This is a genomic window from Mycobacterium sp. E796, from assembly GCF_001672815.1.
In the GTDB taxonomy this organism is placed as follows: domain Bacteria; phylum Actinomycetota; class Actinomycetes; order Mycobacteriales; family Mycobacteriaceae; genus Mycobacterium.
Window position 1 is genome coordinate 1 of the sequence record NZ_LZKK01000255.1, and the last position, 16336, is coordinate 16336.

The 16336-nt window shown below is 68.8% G+C and carries 20 protein-coding genes and 2 pseudogenes; 9 read left to right on the forward strand and 13 right to left on the reverse strand.

What is annotated here, in order from left to right; translation table 11 throughout:
• Positions 1-588 (forward strand): annotated as a pseudogene (locus A5706_RS19190) (hypothetical protein); the annotation flags it as partial.
• A 2-nt stretch (positions 589-590) separates the two neighbouring features.
• Here the strand turns inward: A5706_RS19190 and A5706_RS19195 are convergent.
• A complete protein-coding gene (locus tag A5706_RS19195) occupies positions 591-1205 on the reverse strand; it encodes a TIGR03086 family metal-binding protein (RefSeq protein WP_082964491.1) in 615 nt (204 codons plus the stop codon).
• A 50-nt stretch (positions 1206-1255) separates the two neighbouring features.
• On the opposite strand from A5706_RS19195, the gene A5706_RS19200 reads away from it, so the two are divergent.
• Complete coding sequence (locus A5706_RS19200) at positions 1256-1684, forward strand: MarR family winged helix-turn-helix transcriptional regulator (protein WP_068133783.1); 429 nt, start codon at positions 1256-1258, stop codon at positions 1682-1684.
• Here A5706_RS19200 and A5706_RS19205 read toward each other — a convergent pair whose 3' ends face one another.
• Together A5706_RS19205 and A5706_RS19210 are read right to left on the reverse strand one after the other, a co-directional pair.
• Positions 1685-1831 carry a DUF1059 domain-containing protein gene (locus A5706_RS19205; protein ID WP_068103058.1) on the reverse strand — a complete coding sequence of 49 codons (147 nt, stop codon included), beginning with the start codon at positions 1829-1831 and terminating at the stop codon, positions 1685-1687.
• On the reverse strand, positions 1828-2409 hold the full coding sequence (locus A5706_RS19210; protein WP_068133785.1) for an HhH-GPD-type base excision DNA repair protein: 582 nt from the start codon (positions 2407-2409) through the stop codon (positions 1828-1830). The genes A5706_RS19205 and A5706_RS19210 overlap by 4 nt, the downstream gene beginning before the upstream one ends.
• A gap of 39 nt (positions 2410-2448) precedes the next feature.
• Between A5706_RS19210 and A5706_RS19215 the strand changes: the two genes are divergently transcribed.
• Both A5706_RS19215 and A5706_RS19220 read left to right on the forward strand, forming a co-directional pair.
• A complete protein-coding gene (locus tag A5706_RS19215; protein ID WP_068133788.1) occupies positions 2449-2976 on the forward strand; it encodes a nuclear transport factor 2 family protein in 528 nt (175 codons plus the stop codon).
• A 20-nt stretch (positions 2977-2996) separates the two neighbouring features.
• Positions 2997-4076 (forward strand): hypothetical protein, encoded by a 1080-nt coding sequence (locus tag A5706_RS19220; protein WP_068133791.1) that lies wholly within the window; start codon positions 2997-2999, stop codon positions 4074-4076.
• Here the strand turns inward: A5706_RS19220 and A5706_RS33140 are convergent.
• On the reverse strand, positions 4073-4249 hold the full coding sequence (locus A5706_RS33140) for a DUF5302 domain-containing protein (RefSeq protein ID WP_156767228.1): 177 nt from the start codon (positions 4247-4249) through the stop codon (positions 4073-4075). The two genes, A5706_RS19220 and A5706_RS33140, sit on opposite strands and share 4 nt — an antisense overlap.
• A 42-nt stretch (positions 4250-4291) precedes the next feature.
• Complete coding sequence (locus tag A5706_RS19225) at positions 4292-4735, reverse strand: PPOX class F420-dependent oxidoreductase (protein ID WP_068103050.1); 444 nt, start codon at positions 4733-4735, stop codon at positions 4292-4294.
• A 32-nt stretch (positions 4736-4767) separates the two neighbouring features.
• Here A5706_RS19225 and A5706_RS19230 point away from each other — a divergent pair, with 32 nt between their 5' ends.
• Complete coding sequence (locus A5706_RS19230; protein WP_068133793.1) at positions 4768-5283, forward strand: DUF1697 domain-containing protein; 516 nt, start codon at positions 4768-4770, stop codon at positions 5281-5283.
• 18 nt (positions 5284-5301) lie between these two features.
• On the opposite strand, the gene A5706_RS19235 is transcribed toward A5706_RS19230, so the two are convergent.
• Positions 5302-5667: a GntR family transcriptional regulator gene (locus A5706_RS19235; RefSeq protein ID WP_068133795.1), complete on the reverse strand. Its 366-nt coding sequence runs from the start codon at positions 5665-5667 to the stop codon at positions 5302-5304.
• Between the two features lie 37 nt (positions 5668-5704).
• Here A5706_RS19235 and A5706_RS19240 point away from each other — a divergent pair, with 37 nt between their 5' ends.
• Complete coding sequence (locus A5706_RS19240) at positions 5705-6424, forward strand: NAD-dependent deacylase (protein WP_068133799.1); 720 nt, start codon at positions 5705-5707, stop codon at positions 6422-6424.
• 71 nt (positions 6425-6495) lie between these two features.
• Here the strand turns inward: A5706_RS19240 and A5706_RS19245 are convergent, their stop codons facing one another.
• From A5706_RS19245 to A5706_RS19255, 3 genes are read right to left on the reverse strand one after another with little or no spacing between them, the layout of a single operon-like run.
• Positions 6496-7137, reverse strand: coding sequence for a class I SAM-dependent methyltransferase (locus A5706_RS19245; protein ID WP_068133803.1), 642 nt, complete (start codon positions 7135-7137; stop codon positions 6496-6498).
• Entirely contained in the window at positions 7134-7841 is a 708-nt protein-coding gene (locus A5706_RS19250) for a TetR/AcrR family transcriptional regulator (RefSeq protein ID WP_231985355.1), read from the reverse strand. Before A5706_RS19250 ends, A5706_RS19245 begins: the two co-directional genes overlap by 4 nt.
• Complete coding sequence (locus A5706_RS19255) at positions 7834-10158, reverse strand: MMPL family transporter (protein WP_068133820.1); 2325 nt, start codon at positions 10156-10158, stop codon at positions 7834-7836. Before A5706_RS19255 ends, A5706_RS19250 begins: the two co-directional genes overlap by 8 nt.
• 333 nt (positions 10159-10491) lie before the next feature.
• Here A5706_RS19255 and A5706_RS34810 point away from each other — a divergent pair, with 333 nt between their 5' ends.
• Positions 10492-10623, forward strand: coding sequence for a hypothetical protein (locus A5706_RS34810; protein WP_156767229.1), 132 nt, complete (start codon positions 10492-10494; stop codon positions 10621-10623).
• A 130-nt stretch (positions 10624-10753) separates the two neighbouring features.
• Here the strand turns inward: A5706_RS34810 and A5706_RS19260 are convergent, their stop codons facing one another.
• Together A5706_RS19260 and A5706_RS19265 are read right to left on the reverse strand one after the other, a co-directional pair.
• Complete coding sequence (locus A5706_RS19260; protein WP_068133805.1) at positions 10754-11506, reverse strand: 3-hydroxyacyl-CoA dehydrogenase; 753 nt, start codon at positions 11504-11506, stop codon at positions 10754-10756.
• Positions 11507-11548: 42 nt separating this feature from the next.
• The gene (locus A5706_RS19265; RefSeq protein ID WP_068133808.1) at positions 11549-12631 is read right to left on the reverse strand and encodes a CaiB/BaiF CoA-transferase family protein; all 1083 of its coding nucleotides are present in this window, start codon (positions 12629-12631) and stop codon (positions 11549-11551) included.
• Between the two features lie 93 nt (positions 12632-12724).
• Here A5706_RS19265 and A5706_RS19270 point away from each other — a divergent pair, with 93 nt between their 5' ends.
• On the forward strand, positions 12725-13537 hold the full coding sequence (locus tag A5706_RS19270) for an enoyl-CoA hydratase (RefSeq protein WP_068133823.1): 813 nt from the start codon (positions 12725-12727) through the stop codon (positions 13535-13537).
• A gap of 76 nt (positions 13538-13613) precedes the next feature.
• Positions 13614-14978 carry a DUF2867 domain-containing protein gene (locus A5706_RS19275; protein ID WP_068133812.1) on the forward strand — a complete coding sequence of 455 codons (1365 nt, stop codon included), beginning with the start codon at positions 13614-13616 and terminating at the stop codon, positions 14976-14978.
• Here the strand turns inward: A5706_RS19275 and A5706_RS19280 are convergent.
• Both A5706_RS19280 and A5706_RS19285 read right to left on the reverse strand, forming a co-directional pair.
• Entirely contained in the window at positions 14941-15663 is a 723-nt protein-coding gene (locus tag A5706_RS19280; protein WP_068133814.1) for a CPBP family intramembrane glutamic endopeptidase, read from the reverse strand. The two genes, A5706_RS19275 and A5706_RS19280, sit on opposite strands and share 38 nt — an antisense overlap.
• A pseudogene (locus A5706_RS19285) lies at positions 15660-16336 on the reverse strand (NAD-dependent epimerase); the annotation flags it as partial. The pseudogene A5706_RS19285 and the gene A5706_RS19280, both read right to left, overlap by 4 nt.

Below are 16336 nucleotides of genomic sequence, written 5' to 3' on the forward strand. Positions count from 1 at the left end.
GCCCCTCCCGCGGCCCCCTCCGCGCCGATGCCGCCCGCCGCGGCGCCGGGAACCGAGCCCGTCGCGGCCACCGCGCCAACGCCGCCGGCACCCGCCGCGGCACCGGCCCCCGCACCGGCTCCCGCGCCGGACGCCGCGCCAGCTCCCGCACCGGCTCCGGCGCCAAGCCTGGGTCCTGACGCCCCGCCCACGCAGGACTTCATGTACCCGTCGATCGGCACGAATTGCCTTGCGGATGGCAGCAGTTCGATCGCGACCGCGCTGTCGGTGGCGGGGCCGGCCAAGATCCCGACACCGGGACCCGGGCCTGGCCAGACCGCCTACGTGTTCACCGCGGTCGGCACGCCGGGGCCCGCCGAGGTGCAGAAGCTGCCGTTGAACGTCACCTGGGTCAACCTCACCACGGGCAAGTCCGGGACGGTTGCGCTCAAGCCGCGCACCGACATCAACGGGGATGGGCCGACGACGCTGACGGCGATCGTCGACACCGGCTCGGGCAGCATCATGTCGACGATCTTCGGGCAGGTCACCACCAAGGAAAAGCAGTGCCAGTTCATGCCCACCATCGGCTCGACGGTGGTGCCCTAGTTCTAAGCGTTCCAGGCGGGCGAGCGGCCGAGGTGGCCGAGGATGCGGTCGAGGTCGCTCGCTCCGTCGGGCGCGGTGACGGCCGGGCCGAACGGGGCGCCGACCGTCGTCCGGTACTCACCATCCGGGATCACGAACACCAGCGGTAGCACGGCGGCCACGACGTCGTCCGGAAGCGCAAAGGGGGCGCCGATGCTCCGCGCGACGTCCCAGCCGTGCACCACGTAGTCCACGAAGTGGAAGCCGATCGCGATCGCGCCGGGAAAGGCCGCCCCCGGCCCGAAATCGGGCAACGAGAAACTCGCGTCGAGCACGCCGTCGGCGGCGAAGGCGTCGAGCACGTCGGCGGCGGCCGCGGCGTAGGTGCCGCCGGGATCGCCCGCGACCGCCTCGACCACGCCGTCCGCCGCCCAAACGGTCGCGCTGTCGCCGTGGCCGCGGGCGGCCGCGGCGAACCCCCGATGCTGCGCGGTCATGTGGGCGAGCAGGTCGAGCAGGTCCCAGCCCGCGCAGGGCGTCGGCCGGGACAGGTCGTCGCGCGTGACGCCCGCGACGACGTCGACGGAAGCCTGCACGGCGGCGCGGTGGAACGGTCGGACGTCTGAAATAGTATGCATTCGCAGATCGTATGCGTACGCATATTATCTGTCAACGCTACGCTTCCAGCATGGCGAGGGCGAGGCGTCCCGATCTCGCGGCGATGATGGGGCCGCTGGTTCGCGAGATGATGGCGGCCGAGGTCCCGGTGCTGGAAGCACACGGGTTGTCGATGTGGGGCTACATCGTGATGAGCGCGCTCGATCGCTCGCCGGTGCGCAGCCAGGCCGCGCTCGCCGAGGCGATCGGCGCCGACAAGACGCGCATCATCCCCACGCTCGACGACTTGCAGGACCGGGGGTATATCGAGCGCCGGCCCGACCCGGACGACCGTCGCGTGCGCCTGCTTGAACTCAGCGAGGCCGGTCGGGCCGCGAAAGATGCCGCGCAGGAAGACATTCAGCGCGGCGAAGAGCGCTGGCTCGGGAGGCTGTCCGCCGAAGACCGTCGCCTGTTCCTGCGCGTGTTGCAGCAGCTTTCGGCGACGGACGGCGGCTAGCTAGTAGGCCATGAACAGGATGGCGTCACGGTCGTACTCGAGGCCCGGGTGGGCGCTGGCGAGGTGAGCCTGGGTGAGCTCGACCAGCTCGTCCTCGTCCTTGCCCGTGATGGCTTCGCCGCACGGACACGTGATGTGTGTCTTCACGTTGCCGCCTTTCCCTTCGCTGCTGCCTTCATCTGCTTCTTATACGACCGCACCTGTCCGAGGGAATGGGCGTCGACGATGTCGGCGACGGACAGGTGCGTGCCGGCCTTGCCGAAATCGCCGGCCGCCTCGCGCCAGCCCGTCGGCGTCACGCCGTACTGCTTGCCGAGCAGCGCCAGGAAGATCTTAGCCTTCTGCTCGCCGAAACCGGGCAGCCCCTTGAGCCGGCGCAGCAGCTCCTTGCCGTCGGGCTGACCGGCCTTCCACAGTCCGGCGGCGTCGCCGTCGTAGTCATCCACGATGATCTGCGCCAGGGCCTGGATGCGCTTGGCCATCGACCCCGGGAAGCGGTGCACCGCAGGCCTTTCCGCGCACAGTGCGGCGAACTTGTCCGGGTCGTAGGCGGCGATCTCGCCGGCGTCCAGGCCGCCCATCCGGTCCGCGATCTTCTTCGGTCCCGCGAACGCGGTCTCGAACGGCACCTGTTGGTCCAGCAGCATGCCGATCAGCAACGCGAACGGGTCATCTTCCAGCAGCGCGTCGGCCTCGGGCTGCTGCGCCAGGCAGAGCTTCGACATACGCCGACTCTAGCGCCCTGACCACCGGGCTATCGTGGCGTGGTGGTGGATGAGGCCAAATTGGAACTGCTGCTGGCCCGAGACGAACTGCATCAGCTCGTCAATGCCTACTGCCGCGCCGTCGACCGCGCCGATTATCAAGCGCTGCGCGCCCTCTACCACCCAAACGCGACCGACTCGCACGGCTCGTTCTCGACGGGTGGCGTCGAGCAGTTCATCGCCCAGCTGCGCGCCGCTGAAACCTACCTGCGTGTCTCCCAACACAACGTCACCACAACGAATTTCGTGATCGAGGGCGACGCGGGCCGCGGTGAGATCTACTGCCTGGTGTTTCACACCTTCGCCGGTCCCGAACACGACATCGACGTCATCATCGGCGGCCGGTATCTGGACCAGTACCTCAAACACGACGGCCGCTGGAAGTTCAGTCAACGCACGATCGTCGCGGACTGGGCCTATCAGAACGACCCGTCGAAACTGGACTTCGGACACCCGAGCACCCGCGGCAGCCTGCGCGGCCAACCCGGCCAGGACGACCCGTCGATCGGCCTGTTCACACCCGACTGAACCGGTGGCATCCTTTCGGGATGAGTGTGCGGGACGAGTCGGCCGCCGGACGTCAGTTCGTGGCCAAGCTCCCGTTCCCGCTGTCCAAAGCGATGTCGAAAATGATCACCGACGAGGCGCGCCCCAACTGGATTTACTTCATCGTCATGGGGTTGGCGCTGGCGGCGGTCTACGGGGGCATCTACCTGGCGGAGCACGCCCCCGCGGGATGGGAGCACACGCCCACCGCCGCCGTGGTCGGCATCGTCCTCGTCGTGATCGCGCTGCTCTATGTCGGGTGGCGCGCCACCGGGGAGGTCCGCATCTCCGTCACTGGCGACGAGGTCACCGTCAAGAAGCGGCACGGTGGTGTCTTCTCGTTCAGTAATGCGACGCTTGGCCTCTGGGCGTACGGCAGCGCGACCAAGGTGATGGGTAGCGCGCTGCATCTGCGGTCCCGTAGCCATCACTTTGTCCTCGGTGGACGGGATCATCGCGTGGCCGCCGGAACGCGGCTCGACGAGCCGCCCCAGGGCTACGTCGACGCCTGGTTGTGGCCGCCGGATTTCGACGAGCTGCTCGCCATCGTCGGCCGCCGAAGTCGCTTGGCTGCGCACCAACCCGGGCCGACGGAACTCGCTCGCTGTCTGCTGTATCCCAACATGGAATTGGCGCAACAGATGTCGACGTGGTCCGTCGTCGGCAAACAACGACTCTTCGCGTCGTCCTCGCAACCACTGGTGGCCCTGGAGCTGGGTGCGGATTCGATCCGCGTGGTCGACGCGAGCAACGGGGCGGTCATCGCGACGGCTCCGTGTGCGCAGGTGACCGCGACGCCGGAAACCTACAAATGCCGGCGGTGGCGAAACGGCCCGTCCTACAAGCAACCCAAGCCGTCGCCCGTTCTCGTGCTGTGCGTTCCCGGCGTGGAACCGATGCCGATCGGATGCCAGGAGTACCGCGGCGTGCTGGACTTCTCATCGCGGTTCGCGTGGCGCGGCACGGTCCCGGGTCGGGTGAACCGGCCGGCCGATTATTCGGTCGCGGCCGGCGACTGGCTGCTGCTCGTTGATCGATTCGGCCTGACCCCGCAGCTGGTGGACAGGGCGCACATGAATTAGCCGCTCTTGCGGCGAAATTCGCGGCGGCTCTCCACGGGGCCGTGCGCGCGCGGGTGCTTGTCGCCACCGTCTTTGTGCTCCGAAGCGCCCGACGCCTTGGCCTTCTTGCGATCGAGGGCTTCACGGAACTTGCGCTTCGTGTCGTCCTCTTCTTGCGGTTTCGATTCGGCCATACCGGAAGCCTAGCCTGGACGGCCGCGCCTGGCTTGTGGTTTTTACCGCTTGCCCGGCGGCATGCCGTAGACGTGCGAAATCCGCAGCGTCATCAGCACCCGCCGGTCGGTGACCATCGCCTCGCGGTACTCGTCCCAGTCCGGATGCTCGCCGGCGATGTTGCGATACAAGGCAATCAGACCCTCGACGGTGTCGTCGTCGGGCGCGGCGGCCGGGGGCGTCAGTTCCGCCGTGCCCTCGGCGACGGCATACGACCATCCGTCGTCGGCGTCGACCAGGATCGAGGCGCGCGGGTCGCGGCGCAGGTTGCGGGTCTTGGCGCGCGGCTCGGTGATCGACACGCGCACCACCAGCTCACGCGGGTCGAAGTGATAGCTCACGTTCGACAGTTGGGGCCGCCCGTCGCGCTTGATGGTGGCCAGCACCCCGAGGGAGTTCCCGCTGATCACGGCCAGCAGCTTGTCGTCGAAGACTTGGCGTCCCATGCACCGAGCCTACGTCGTGGTGAAATCGGGACATGACCAAATACGCGGCGTTCCTGCGTGGCGTCAACGTCGGCGGCGTCAACCTCAAAATGGCCGAGGTCGCCAGCGCGTTGACCGAGGTGGGGTTCGCCAATGTCCGAACGATCTTGGCCAGCGGCAACGTGCTGCTCGAGTCGTCCGCCGGGGCGGCCGCTGTGCGCAAGAAGGCCGAGGCCACGCTGCGCGAGAGGTTCGGCTATGACGCGTGGGTGCTGGTGTACGACATCGACACGGTGCGCGCCGTCGTCGAGGCCTACCCGTTCGAGCGCGAGGTCGAGGGGTACCAGTCCTACGTCACCTTCGTCGCCGACGAGGGGGTGCTCGACGAACTCGCCAAGTCGGGCGGCGGCGCCGACGAGAAGATCAGCCGCGGTGACGGCGTCGTCTACTGGCAGGTTCCCAAGGGCAGCACTCTGGACAGCACGATCGGCAAGACGATGGGTAAGCCGCGCTACAAGTCCTCGACCACGACCCGCAACTTGCGCACGCTGGACAAAGTTCTGCGCTGATTGCCTTGAGCGCCAACGTCACTCGTCGGGGACGTTGGTCAGGTAGCGCATCGCGTCAGACTTGGTCAACCCCAGCGCCCTGGCCACCTCGACGTACTCCTTGGCGGCCGCCGCCATCGCGGCGTCGGTCGGATCGAAGCGGGAGATGAAAGTGCCGAAGCGCCCGCGCGTTTCGACGATCGCCGCCGACTCGAGCTCGCGGTAGGCCCGCGCCACGGTGTTTGCCGCGACCCCGAGCTGGCCCGCCAGGTCACGCACCGTCGGGAGCCGGGATCCGGGTGGCAACGCACCCGCCCGGACCCCGTCGATGACCTGCGTTCTGAGCTGGTCGAACAGCGGTTTGCCCGCCTTCACGTCGACCTTCAGCCAATCCCGCAGCTCCACTTCTTCAGTATGTCCCAAGCACGACTATCTTTGTGGGATGCGAGTAACTGTGCTCAGCGGCGCGGGGATTTCCGCGGAGAGCGGCGTGCCGACATTCCGGGATGACAAGAACGGATTGTGGGCCCGCTTCGATCCCTACGAGCTGTCCAGCACGCAAGGGTGGCGCAAGAACCCCGAACGGGTCTGGGGCTGGTATCTGTGGCGCCACTACCTCGTCGCCGACGTCCAACCCAACGCCGGGCACCTCGCCATCGCCGCGTGGCAGGACCACGCGGATGTCACCGTGGTCACCCAGAACGTCGATGACCTGCACGAGCGCGCCGGCAGCAGCCCGGTGCACCACTTACACGGCAGTCTGTTCGAATTCCGTTGTGACCGTTGCGATATGGACTACACCGGCCCGCTGCCCCGAATGGCCGAGCCGGCGCTGGAGGTCGAACCCCCGGTGTGCCACTGCGGCGGCCTGATCCGGCCGGACATCGTGTGGTTCGGTGAGCCGCTGCCCGACGAGCCGTGGCAGAGCGCGGTGGATGCGACCCAGGCCGCCGACGTGATGGTCGTGGTGGGGACCTCGGCGATCGTCTACCCGGCGGCCGGGCTGCCGGACCTGGCGCTGTCCCGCGGCGCCGTCGTCGTTGAGGTCAACCCCGAGCCGACGCCGCTCACCCGCAGCGCCACGATCAGCATTCGCGAGAGCGCGAGCCAGGCGTTGCCGGAGCTGCTGCAGCGGCTCCCCGCGCTGCTTAATTCTCCATAGCCCTCGAGACTGCGCACAGATCGCGATTTACCCCCCGTCCGACGCGCTGAGCGCAGTCTCGGCGAAAAGAACTAGGGCCGGCGGGCGCGGCCCAGCGCCAGCTCCGACACCGGCAACGGCGCCCATACCGGCAGCGTCCACTCCCGCCGCGACGCGTCCACCTCGAAACCGGCGTCGACGATCGCGCGCTCGGTGTCGCGATGGGTGTGGCAGTTGCCGAACAGCCTGGGCCACAGCGTCGCGTCGGCAAACCGTTGCAGCCGGCCGCGCCCGCCGGCGCTGGCCACATGCTCGAGGAATCGCAGTTCGCCGCCCGGCCGCAGCAGTGAGTACATCCGGCTCAGCACCCCGGGAACGTCGTGCACCGAGCACAACACCAGCGAGCACACGACGGCATCGAAGAGCTCGCCGTCGCTGAACGCCTCGGCGGTCTCCCCGATCACCACGACCGGCACCGGCGCCGCCTCGGCCGCGAGCCGGGCGTGAGCTCTCAGCCGGGGCTCGGGCTCGACGGCGACTACCTGCTCGACCGTCGGCGGATAGTTGGCGAAGTTCGTCCCGACACCCGCGCCGATTTCCAGCACCCGCCCCGACAGCCCGGCCACGTTCTCCCGGCGCAGCGCCCGAACCGCCTCGGTCTCGTGGGCGGCGACGACGGGCCAAACGCGCGCAAAGAACGGGTGGTCGATCGTGCGCTCGGCTGCCTGCGTCATTTCTGCGACTCCTCCGGCGGCCGATGCGCCGCCACCCATGCCGCCAACATCTGGGGTGTGGCGTCTCGGCCGCAGTATCCCATTACCAATTGCCCACAGAACACGGAGGACAGCACCCGGTCGGCAAACGCCTCGGCGTCGCCGAACGGCAGGTGCGGCTTGGCGATCAACATGGCCGCGACGCCGTGCAGCGCGCTCCACAATTCCAGCGCGACGGTGGTCGGGTCGACCGGGCGGTAGGTGCCGTCGTCCATCAGCCGCTGCACGGTGGCGCGGATGTGCTCGAACGCGGAGTTGCTCAGCGTGGCGTCGACGCTGCTCCCGGAGCGCCACTCACCCATAGTGGCGATCCGGTACAACTCCGGGGTCTGGACCGCGAGCCGGACATAGGCCAGGCCCTGGGCGCGCAACACCTCCACCGGGGAGGTGTACTCGGCGGCCAGGCGCCGCATTTCGGGGTTCAGCCTTTCGAAGTAGCGCGCGCACACCGCGTCCAGCAGGGCGTCCTTGTCGGCGAAATGCAGATAGATCGAGGGCGGCGTGACGCCGACGCGTTGTGCCACCGAGCGGATCGAGACCGATCGCGCGTGCCCAGTTTCCAACAGCAGTTCGGTGGCCGCGGCCAGGATCTCGTCGTGCAGGCGCTCGCCCGAGCCGCGAGGCGCCCTGGCGCGACGCAGGCCGTCGGCCGATACGTCAACCAATGCGGGTCACCGATTCGTGGACCGGGTGCCCGTTGTGCTGCACCGGCTCCCCGGTCGGCTCCGGGTGAAGCGCTATCTCGGAGGGCGCCTCGCTGATGCCGAACCGCTCGTGCACCCACACTAAAGGCTTTGGCGCCCACCAGTTCCAGCGACCCATCACGTGCATGAAGGCCGGGACCAGAACCATGCGCACCAGGGTGGCGTCCGCGAACACGGCGAGCACCAGGCCGAGCCCGAACATCCGCATGAAGGACACGTGCGCGGCGATCAGCGCGGCGAACGACATCGACATCACCAACGCGGCCGCGGTGATCACCCGTCCGGTGCGCGCGACGCCGTGCGCCACCGCTTCGTCGTTGGCGGCGTGCGCCTCTTTGCCGGTGGGGTTCGCCGGTCGGTACTCCAGCCAGTACTCCCGGATGCGGGAGATCAGGAACACCTCGTAGTCCATCGACAGCCCAAAGGCTATGCAGAACAACAACACTGGCATGTTCGCCACCAGCGTCCCGCTGGGCGTGGTGCCGAGCGCGCCGAGGTGGCCGTCCTGGAAAATCCACACCAGCGCCCCGAACGCCGCGCTCAGCGACAGCACGTTGCACACCAATGCCTTCAGGGGCAGCACCACGCTGCCGGTGAGCAAAAACAGCAACACGAACGTGACCGCGGCCATCAGCCCCAGCACCAGCGGAAGGCGGTCCGTCACCGCGTCGACGCTGTCCCGGTTGATCTGCGCGACGCCGCCCATTTCGACGGATCGGCCGCCGGGCCCCGGCACCCCGTGCAACCGCTTCAGCTGCGTGTCATTGGCCTGGGTGAACAGTGGCGCCGTGCTGTTGACGGTCAAGAACGCGCTGCCGTCGACCAACCCGGTGGCAGCGGCGGGCGGTCCGACCGGGTTTCCGTTCACGAAGGTCCCGCCCGGCGCCGAGACGCCCGAGACGTCGGGAACCCGGGACAAGGCGGCGGCGTACTTGTCCAGATCCCCCGGGTTGAGTCCGCGGACGTCACGGACGACGACGGGCACAGCGGTGGCGGAGTCGTGCGCAAACCCGGTGCGCAACTCGTCGCCGACCTGATGCGACGACGCCGAAACCGGCAGTACCCGGTCGTCGGGGAAGCCCCACTTGACCGAGAAGAACGGCAGCCCCAGCAACAACAGCAGCGCCATGACGGCCAGGCCGATCGGCGCCCAGCGCCGCATCACGAACTTGCTCGACCGGTACCAGAACCACTGCTCGACCGGCCGGTGCAGCGGGTCCGGGCGGCGCAGGGCGTGGCGGATCAGGCGGCGCACGTCCAGCGAGTCCAGCCGGTCCCCCAGCAGCACGATCGCGGCCGGGGTCACGACGATGGATGCGGTGGCGACGAAGGCCACGGTGGCCACGCCGGCATAGGCGAAGGACTTCAGGAAGTACATGGGGAACGCCACCGTCGCCGACATCGACAACGCCACGGTGACGGCGGAGAACAGCACGGTGCGCCCGGACGTGGCCATGGTCCGGATCAGCGCCTCGTTCCGGTCGCTGCCCTCGGCCAGCTCGTCGCGGTATCGGCTGACGATCAGCAAGGTGTAATCGATCGCCAGCGCCAGGCCCAGGGCGGTGCTGAGGTTCAGGGCGAAGATCGACACCTCGGTGGTGAACGTGATCAGCCGCAGCACCGTCATCGAACCGACGACGGCCAGCGCGCCGAGGGCCATCGGCAGCGCCGCCGCCAGCAGCCCACCGAACACCCAGATCAGCACCAGGAAGCTCAGCGGAAGCGCGATCATCTCCATGACCACCAGGTCTTCCTGGTTCTGCTTGTTGATCTGCGCGTACTGCATCGCCGGGCCGCCGGCGCGGACGGCGACACCGTCGCGGTCGTGGACGAATTGGTCCGCCAAGGTTTGGGCGTTGCTCTGCGCGTAGTTCTCGCCGCCCTTGAGGTTGATGACGATCATGCCGGACTTGCCGTCCTTGCTGATCAGGTCGGCGGCGGCCTGCGGCGGTGCGGTCCAGGCCGAGGTCACGTTGTAGACCAACGACGACCCCTGTAGGTCGCGGACGAGGTCGATGCCCACCTTGCGCGCCTGGTCGCTCTGGGCACCCGCCGGCGAGGTCACCATGACCAGCATCTGCTGTCCGCTCTGCCCGAACTTGTCGGTGAGGATCTGGATGGCGTGCGCCGATTCCGAGTTGGGGTCTTGGAAGCCCCCGGGTGACAGACTCTTGGCGACGGGAATGCCGAAGACGGCCGCCCCGATGAAGACCAGAATCGCGATCGCAACTATTCGTCGTGGCGCAGCAATAGCCAGTCGAGCGATCGCTTGAAGCATGTCCCCGGTCCTCCCGCCGCCGTGCCGGTCACGCTGGGCCGCCACTGACCGGGCGGTAACTTATCAGCGATAACTGACAGGTGTCAAACAACACTATCCATTAACACGGCTCCCCGAGGGCGGATGGTTCAAACGGCCCGAAACCCTGCGTTTTCATTGCGGCGGCTAGGAGTTCGGCCCCCGAAAATGGCCGGGATTCGTGCGGGTCATGGCGGCAATCCCGTCCCGGCGGCCACCGGCCTACCCGCCGGAAACCTACCCGCCGGTAAATTGCCATTATTTTCCGAATCGTGACTCATCGATTCCTTAGAGGTGGCCCATACGCTCATAGTCATGTGGATCGACGACTCGAGTGCCGACGTCATCAAGGCTGACTTCGAGGCTCTCTACCACGGCGACGTGCTGGTGGAAGGCGAGACCTCCGAGCAGTTCGAAGAGCAGCACACGCTGCCTACGGCAAGCTGACCGCCATGAGCGTGCTAGCACGGCTGCTGATGGCCGAACCCGCAATCACCCGATGGTTCCGTCGATAGCGATTGATCTTGCTTGAGACGAAAACCCCCCGCGCATCGCGGGGGGTTTTCGTTTCACCGGCTTAGCGGGGGGCCATCCGAATGGCGCCGTCCAGGCGGATGACTTCGCCGTTGAGCATCGGGTTCTCGACGATGTGCACCGCGAGGGCGCCGTACTCGTCGGGGTCACCGAGCCGGGCCGGGTGCGGCACCTGCTTGCCCAGCGACTTCTGCGCCTCCTCGGGCAGCGAACCCAGCAGCGGGGTCTTGAACAGCCCGGGCGCGATCGTTACCACCCGGATCAGCTCGCGCGACAGGTCTCGGGCGATCGGCAGCGTCATGCCGACCACGCCGCCCTTGGACGCCGAGTAGGCGGCCTGGCCGATCTGGCCCTCGAACGCCGCGACCGAGGCGGTGTTGATGATGACGCCGCGCTCCTCACCGAGCGGCTCAGTCTTCGCGATGCGCTCCGCGGCCAGCCGCAGCACGTTGAACGTGCCGATCAGGTTGACCTCGACCACCTTCTTGAAACCGCTCAGCGGGAACGGGCCGTCCTTGGACAGCGTCTTGATGGCGTTGCCGATGCCGGCACAGTTGACGTCGATGCGCAGCGGGCCAAGCGATTCGGCCACGTCGAGCGCCTTGGAGACGGCGGCCTCGTCGGTGACGTCGGCCTCGACGAAGCGGGCGCGCTCCCCCAGCCCGCGGACCGCCTCCTCACCCCGCAGGTCCAGCACCACCACCTGCGCCCCGGCGTCGAGCAGCCGCTTGGTGGTGGCCAGGCCCAGCCCCGACGCTCCCCCGGTGACGACAGCTACGGCGTCCTTGATCTCCATGCGGGTCCTTCCCTCTCGTCCAGCCAACCAGTTGGTTGGCGACTATACCCAGTCCTTCAGGACCGATTCGATGTCGGCCGTCGGCTCCGCCGGGCGGGGAACATCCGGTGCGGTGCGGGAGAACCGCGGCGCCGGCAACGGCTGCAGGCCCCCGTTCACCTCGTAGAAGGTGTTGCGCTCGGTGATGTGCGGCTCGGTCTGCACCTCCCCGAAGGCCAGCACCGGCGTCACGCAGGCGTCCGAGTCGGCGAACACCTTGGCCCAGTGGTCGCGGTCGCGGCTGGCGAATGTCTCGGTCAGCACCGCCCGCAACTCGGGCCAGCGGGCGGCGTCGTTCTGCGGCGGCAGGTCGGCGGCGTCGAGGCCCAGCCCGGCCAGCATCGCCGCGTAGAACTGGGGCTCGATGGCGCCGACGGCGACATAGCGGCCGTCGGCGCACTCGTAGGTGTCGTAGTAGGGTGCGCCGCCGTCAAGCATGTTGGTGCCGCGCACGTCGGTCCACATGCCGGACGACCGCATCTGCCACATCATCTGGATCAGCACGCTGGACCCGTCGACCATGGCGGCGTCGACGACCTGCCCCTTGCCGGAGGTCTGCCGCTCCCACAGCGCGGACAGGATGCCGACCAGCAGGAACATCGAGCCGCCGCCGAAGTCGCCGACCAGGTTCAGCGGCGGCACCGGCCGCTCGTTTGCCCGCCCGATGGCGTGCAGGATCCCGTTCAGCGAAATGTAGTTGATGTCGTGGCCCGCCTGCTGGCTGCGCGGGCCGGTCTGGCCCCAGCCGGTCATGCGGGCATAGACCAGGCGCTCGTTGACCTTCGCGCAGTCCTCGGGGCCCAGGCCGAGCCGCTCGGTGACCCCGGGCCGGTAGCCCTCGATCAGCACGTCGGCCTTGGCGACGAGCTTGAGCACCAGGTCGCGTCCCTCGTCGGACTTGAGGTCGGCGGTCACGACGCGCCGGTTTCGGCTCATGGAATCCTTCACGACCCCGCCCGGCGCCCCGGAGGGCCGGTCGACGCGGACGACGTCCGCGCCGAGGTCGCCCAGGATCATCGCGGCGTGCGGGCCGGGCCCGATGCCGGACAACTCGACAACACGCAATCCCTGCAGCGGTCCCGCCATTGGTGCACCCGACCTTTCGTCCGCTCTGACGTCCATCGCATCTTCGCAGCCGCGCCCGGCGGCCGCGCACCCCGGTCACATATGGTGAGCCCCATGCCGGAATCTGGGATTGCCACGCTCGCACCCGTAGCGGGCCTCGACGTCACGCTGACCGACGGCGTGCTGTCGGTGACCATCAACCGCCCCGACAGCCTGAATTCCCTGACGATCCCGGTGATCACCGGCATCGCCGACGCGATGGAACGGGCGGCCACCGACCCCGACGTCAGGGTGGTGCGCCTGGGCGGGGCCGGCCGCGGCTTCTGCTCCGGGGCGGGCATCAGCGCCGACGACATGTCCGGCAGCGGCGGCGTCCCGCCGGACGAGATCGTGCTGGAGATCAACCGGCTGGTGCGGGCCATCGCCGCGGTGCCACACCCGGTGGTCGCCGTCGTCCAGGGACCGGCGGCCGGCGTGGGCGTGTCCCTCGCGCTGGCGTGTGACGTCGTATTGGCTTCCGACAAAGCGTTTTTCATGCTCGCCTTCACCAAGATCGGGTTGATGCCCGACGGCGGCGCGTCGGCGTTGATCGCCGCCGCGATCGGCCGGATCCGGGCGATGCAGATGGCGCTGCTGCCCGAACGATTGCCGGCCAGCGAGGCCCTGTCCTGGGGACTGGTGACCGCCGTCTATCCCGCCGACGACTTCGAGGCCGAGGCGGACAAGGTGATCGAGAGGCTGCTGGCGGGCCCGGCGGTGGCGTTCGCCAAGACCAAGCAGGCCATCAACGCGGCCACACTCACCGAGTTGGACGCAGCGCTGCAGCGCGAATACGAGGGGCAGTCGCGCCTGCTGGTGTCGCACGACTTCAAGGAGGGCACAACGGCCTTCCAGGAGCGCCGCGCCGCCAGCTTCACCGACCGCTAAAGGGCTTACTTCCCCGCAGAACCGGCAATCCTTCCTCGCGTCGGGTCCGAATACCCCCACGAGGGAAGGAGGTCGCATGGTTCGCTGCCTGGTGACCGGGGCGACCGGCTACATCGGTGCGCGGCTGGTGCCCCGCCTGCTGGACGAGGGCCACGATGTGCGCGCGCTGGCGCGCGACCCCGGCAAGCTGGCCGGCGTGCCGTGGCGCGATCGGGTGCAGGTGGCCCGGGGCGACCTCGGCGACGCCAACTCGCTGACCGCGGCGTTCGACGGCATCGACGTCGTCTATTACCTGGTCCATTCGATGGGCTCGGCCAAAGATTTCGCCGCCGAGGAAGACCGCGCCGTGCGCAACGTGGTGGCGGCCGCTCGCCGCACCGGGGTGCGACGGGTGGTGTACCTCAGCGGGCTGCATCCCGAGGGCGGCAAGCTCTCCGCACACCTCGAGTCGCGCGCGGCCGTCGGCCGGGCCCTGATCGACTCGGGCATCGAGACGGTCGTGCTGCAGGCCGGCGTGGTCATCGGGTCGGGCTCGGCGTCGTTCGAATTGATCCGGCACCTCAGCGACCGGTTGCCGGTGATGACCACGCCGAAGTGGGTGCGCAACAGGATTCAGCCCATCGCGGTGCGCGACGTGCTGCATTACCTGGCCGCCGCGGCGACGGCGGCCGTCCCTTCGTCGGGGACGTGGGACATCGGCGGACCCGACGTACTGGAGTACGGCGACATGATGCGCGGCTACGCCGAGGTCGCGGGCCTGGGGAAGCGGCGTCTGATCGTGCTGCCGTTCCTGACACCGACCATCGCGAGCCTCTGGATCGGGGCCGTCACCCCCATCCCGCCCGGGCTGGCGCGACCGCTGATCGAATCCCTGGAATGCGATGCGGTGATGCGCAATTCGGACATCGATTCCATCATCGCGCCGCCGGCGGGCGGCCTCACGGGCTACCGCCGCGCCGTCGAACTCGCGCTCGACCGCGCGACGCGCGGGCTCGACGGGGCCACCTGGGCATCCCTGCGGTCGGACCCGGCTGAGCCGCTGCCCAGCGACCCGGCGTGGGCCGGCGAGATCATCCACTCCGACGAGCGGACCGCGCGGACCGCCGCGCAACCCGACGAGGTGTGGCGGGCGGCCGAGCATGCAGTCGCCCGCAGCCCGTTCAGTGGCTGGAGCGTGCAGGAGCGTGAGCCGGGCAGCCGGCTGCTGCTCCGCGCCCGGTCGCGCTCGGTGGGCCAGCGGTGGCTCGAGATCATCATCACGCCCCGGAACGACGGGGGAAGCGACTACACGCAGCGGATGATCTTCGTGCCGTGCGGCCTGCCGGGTCAGCTGTACTGGATTACGTTGCGACCCTTACGAACTACCGCGTTGCGCGCCCTTGCGCGCGCCGCGGTGGCGCCGGTCAGACACCGAACAGCGGGGGCAGTGCGAGCACCATGATCAGGCCCCACACGAAATGAGTCAGCACCGGCGCCAGCACGCCGCCACTGGCCCGGCGCTCGAGCGCGCACACCGTTCCCAATATGACCGCGGCGAACCCGAGCATCGGATTCCCGCTGACCAGGGTCGCGCAGACGTACAGCAGCGTCGAAATCACCACCGGACGGCGCCGGCCCAGCGCGGTGTAGAGCGCGCCGCGGAAGAAGATCTCTTCGGCCACGCCGTTGATCACGGTGATCGCCACGATGAACGGCAGATACCCGTGATGGGCGTACAGCAGCACCCGCGTGATCAATGCGGCGACCGCGGGGATCTCTCGGGCGATCAGTCCGCCCACCAGGAAGGCGCCGCCGAGGAGTAGGCCGATGACGGTGCCCGTGATGACGGGCCGTTGGTTGCGCCCGCGCCAACAGATTCCCCCCAGATGCAAAGGGCCCGAGAGGAATCCACCGGTGAGCCACACGGCCGCCAGCAGCAGGGTTAGCCAATAGAAGCTCGTGTCGCCCGGGTGGCGGCGCAACGAGAACCCGAGCACCGCCGCGCCGACCGCGAGCGTGATGGCGACGACGACGCGCCGCCGCCGCACCATACCGGGCGGTTCATTGTGGGGCACAGCGACATTGGTGATGGCACGGCGCAATTCGGAGGCCACCGTGGCGCGATACGGAGTGGTCGACTGGGTCATGCCGGACGCACCTTCGCGTTCAGGGCGAGCACGATGTCGAGGCCGGTGCGCAACGCGCCGGCGAGCGGTCCGGGGACATTGTTGACCAGCCGCAGCGTCGGCCGCGCGACGCGCGGGGTGATCGCGCGGGCCAGGCGGCGGATGCGCAGGGCGTCGCCGCCGGCCCACGCGGGGTCGCTGTCGGCCAGCTGATGGGGATCGGTCAAGGCGTTGACGGGCCTGGGGCGGCGGTCGGACCGGTCCGCCAATGCCAGGGCAATGGCGTCCTCGACGCCGAGCAGGCCCCCCGGCGGGTCGGGCACCCGATCGCGCAGGCCGCTGACGGACGCGACCATGGGATGGTCCAGCGACTCGACCAGGTCCGCGGCCAGCCCCGGGGGCACCGGCAGCGCGACCCCGGTGACCAGCGATGCCAACCCGGTGTCGACCCGGCCGACCGGCACGGCGGCGTGCCACCTGCCGGAGATCCGCGCATACGTCTTGAGCAGCTCGCGGTAGGAGGTCGTGGTGGGCCCGGAGATGTCGTAGGCGCCCGCGGGCACCCGATCGGGGTACGCCGCGGCGACGAGATAGTGCAAGACGTCGCGGATGGAGATCGGGTCGATCGGGTTGTCCATCCAGTTCGGAATCGGCATGAGCGGGAATCGGTCGCCCACGTAGCGCATCATCTCGA

Excerpts from the sequence above, each read along its gene's own strand:
- A5706_RS19210 (WP_068133785.1), bottom strand. The coding sequence starts at position 2,409 with ATGTCGAAGCTCTGCCTGGCGCAGCAGCCCGAGGCCGACGCGCTGCTG.
- A5706_RS19275 (WP_068133812.1), top strand. The coding sequence starts at position 13,614 with ATGGTTCGCTGCCTGGTGACCGGGGCGACCGGCTACATCGGTGCGCGG.
- A5706_RS33140 (WP_156767228.1), bottom strand. The coding sequence starts at position 4,249 with ATGGCCGAATCGAAACCGCAAGAAGAGGACGACACGAAGCGCAAGTTC.
- A5706_RS19280 (WP_068133814.1), bottom strand. The coding sequence starts at position 15,663 with ATGACCCAGTCGACCACTCCGTATCGCGCCACGGTGGCCTCCGAATTG.
- A5706_RS19255 (WP_068133820.1), bottom strand. The coding sequence starts at position 10,158 with ATGCTTCAAGCGATCGCTCGACTGGCTATTGCTGCGCCACGACGAATA.
- A5706_RS19245 (WP_068133803.1), bottom strand. The coding sequence starts at position 7,137 with ATGACGCAGGCAGCCGAGCGCACGATCGACCACCCGTTCTTTGCGCGC.
- A5706_RS19195 (WP_082964491.1), bottom strand. The coding sequence starts at position 1,205 with ATGCATACTATTTCAGACGTCCGACCGTTCCACCGCGCCGCCGTGCAG.
- A5706_RS19260 (WP_068133805.1), bottom strand. The coding sequence starts at position 11,506 with ATGGAGATCAAGGACGCCGTAGCTGTCGTCACCGGGGGAGCGTCGGGG.
- A5706_RS19240 (WP_068133799.1), top strand. The coding sequence starts at position 5,705 with ATGCGAGTAACTGTGCTCAGCGGCGCGGGGATTTCCGCGGAGAGCGGC.
- A5706_RS19225 (WP_068103050.1), bottom strand. The coding sequence starts at position 4,735 with ATGGGACGCCAAGTCTTCGACGACAAGCTGCTGGCCGTGATCAGCGGG.
- A5706_RS19200 (WP_068133783.1), top strand. The coding sequence starts at position 1,256 with ATGGCGAGGGCGAGGCGTCCCGATCTCGCGGCGATGATGGGGCCGCTG.
- A5706_RS19270 (WP_068133823.1), top strand. The coding sequence starts at position 12,725 with ATGCCGGAATCTGGGATTGCCACGCTCGCACCCGTAGCGGGCCTCGAC.
- A5706_RS19230 (WP_068133793.1), top strand. The coding sequence starts at position 4,768 with ATGACCAAATACGCGGCGTTCCTGCGTGGCGTCAACGTCGGCGGCGTC.
- A5706_RS19265 (WP_068133808.1), bottom strand. The coding sequence starts at position 12,631 with ATGGCGGGACCGCTGCAGGGATTGCGTGTTGTCGAGTTGTCCGGCATC.
- A5706_RS19220 (WP_068133791.1), top strand. The coding sequence starts at position 2,997 with ATGAGTGTGCGGGACGAGTCGGCCGCCGGACGTCAGTTCGTGGCCAAG.
- A5706_RS34810 (WP_156767229.1), top strand. The coding sequence starts at position 10,492 with ATGTGGATCGACGACTCGAGTGCCGACGTCATCAAGGCTGACTTCGAG.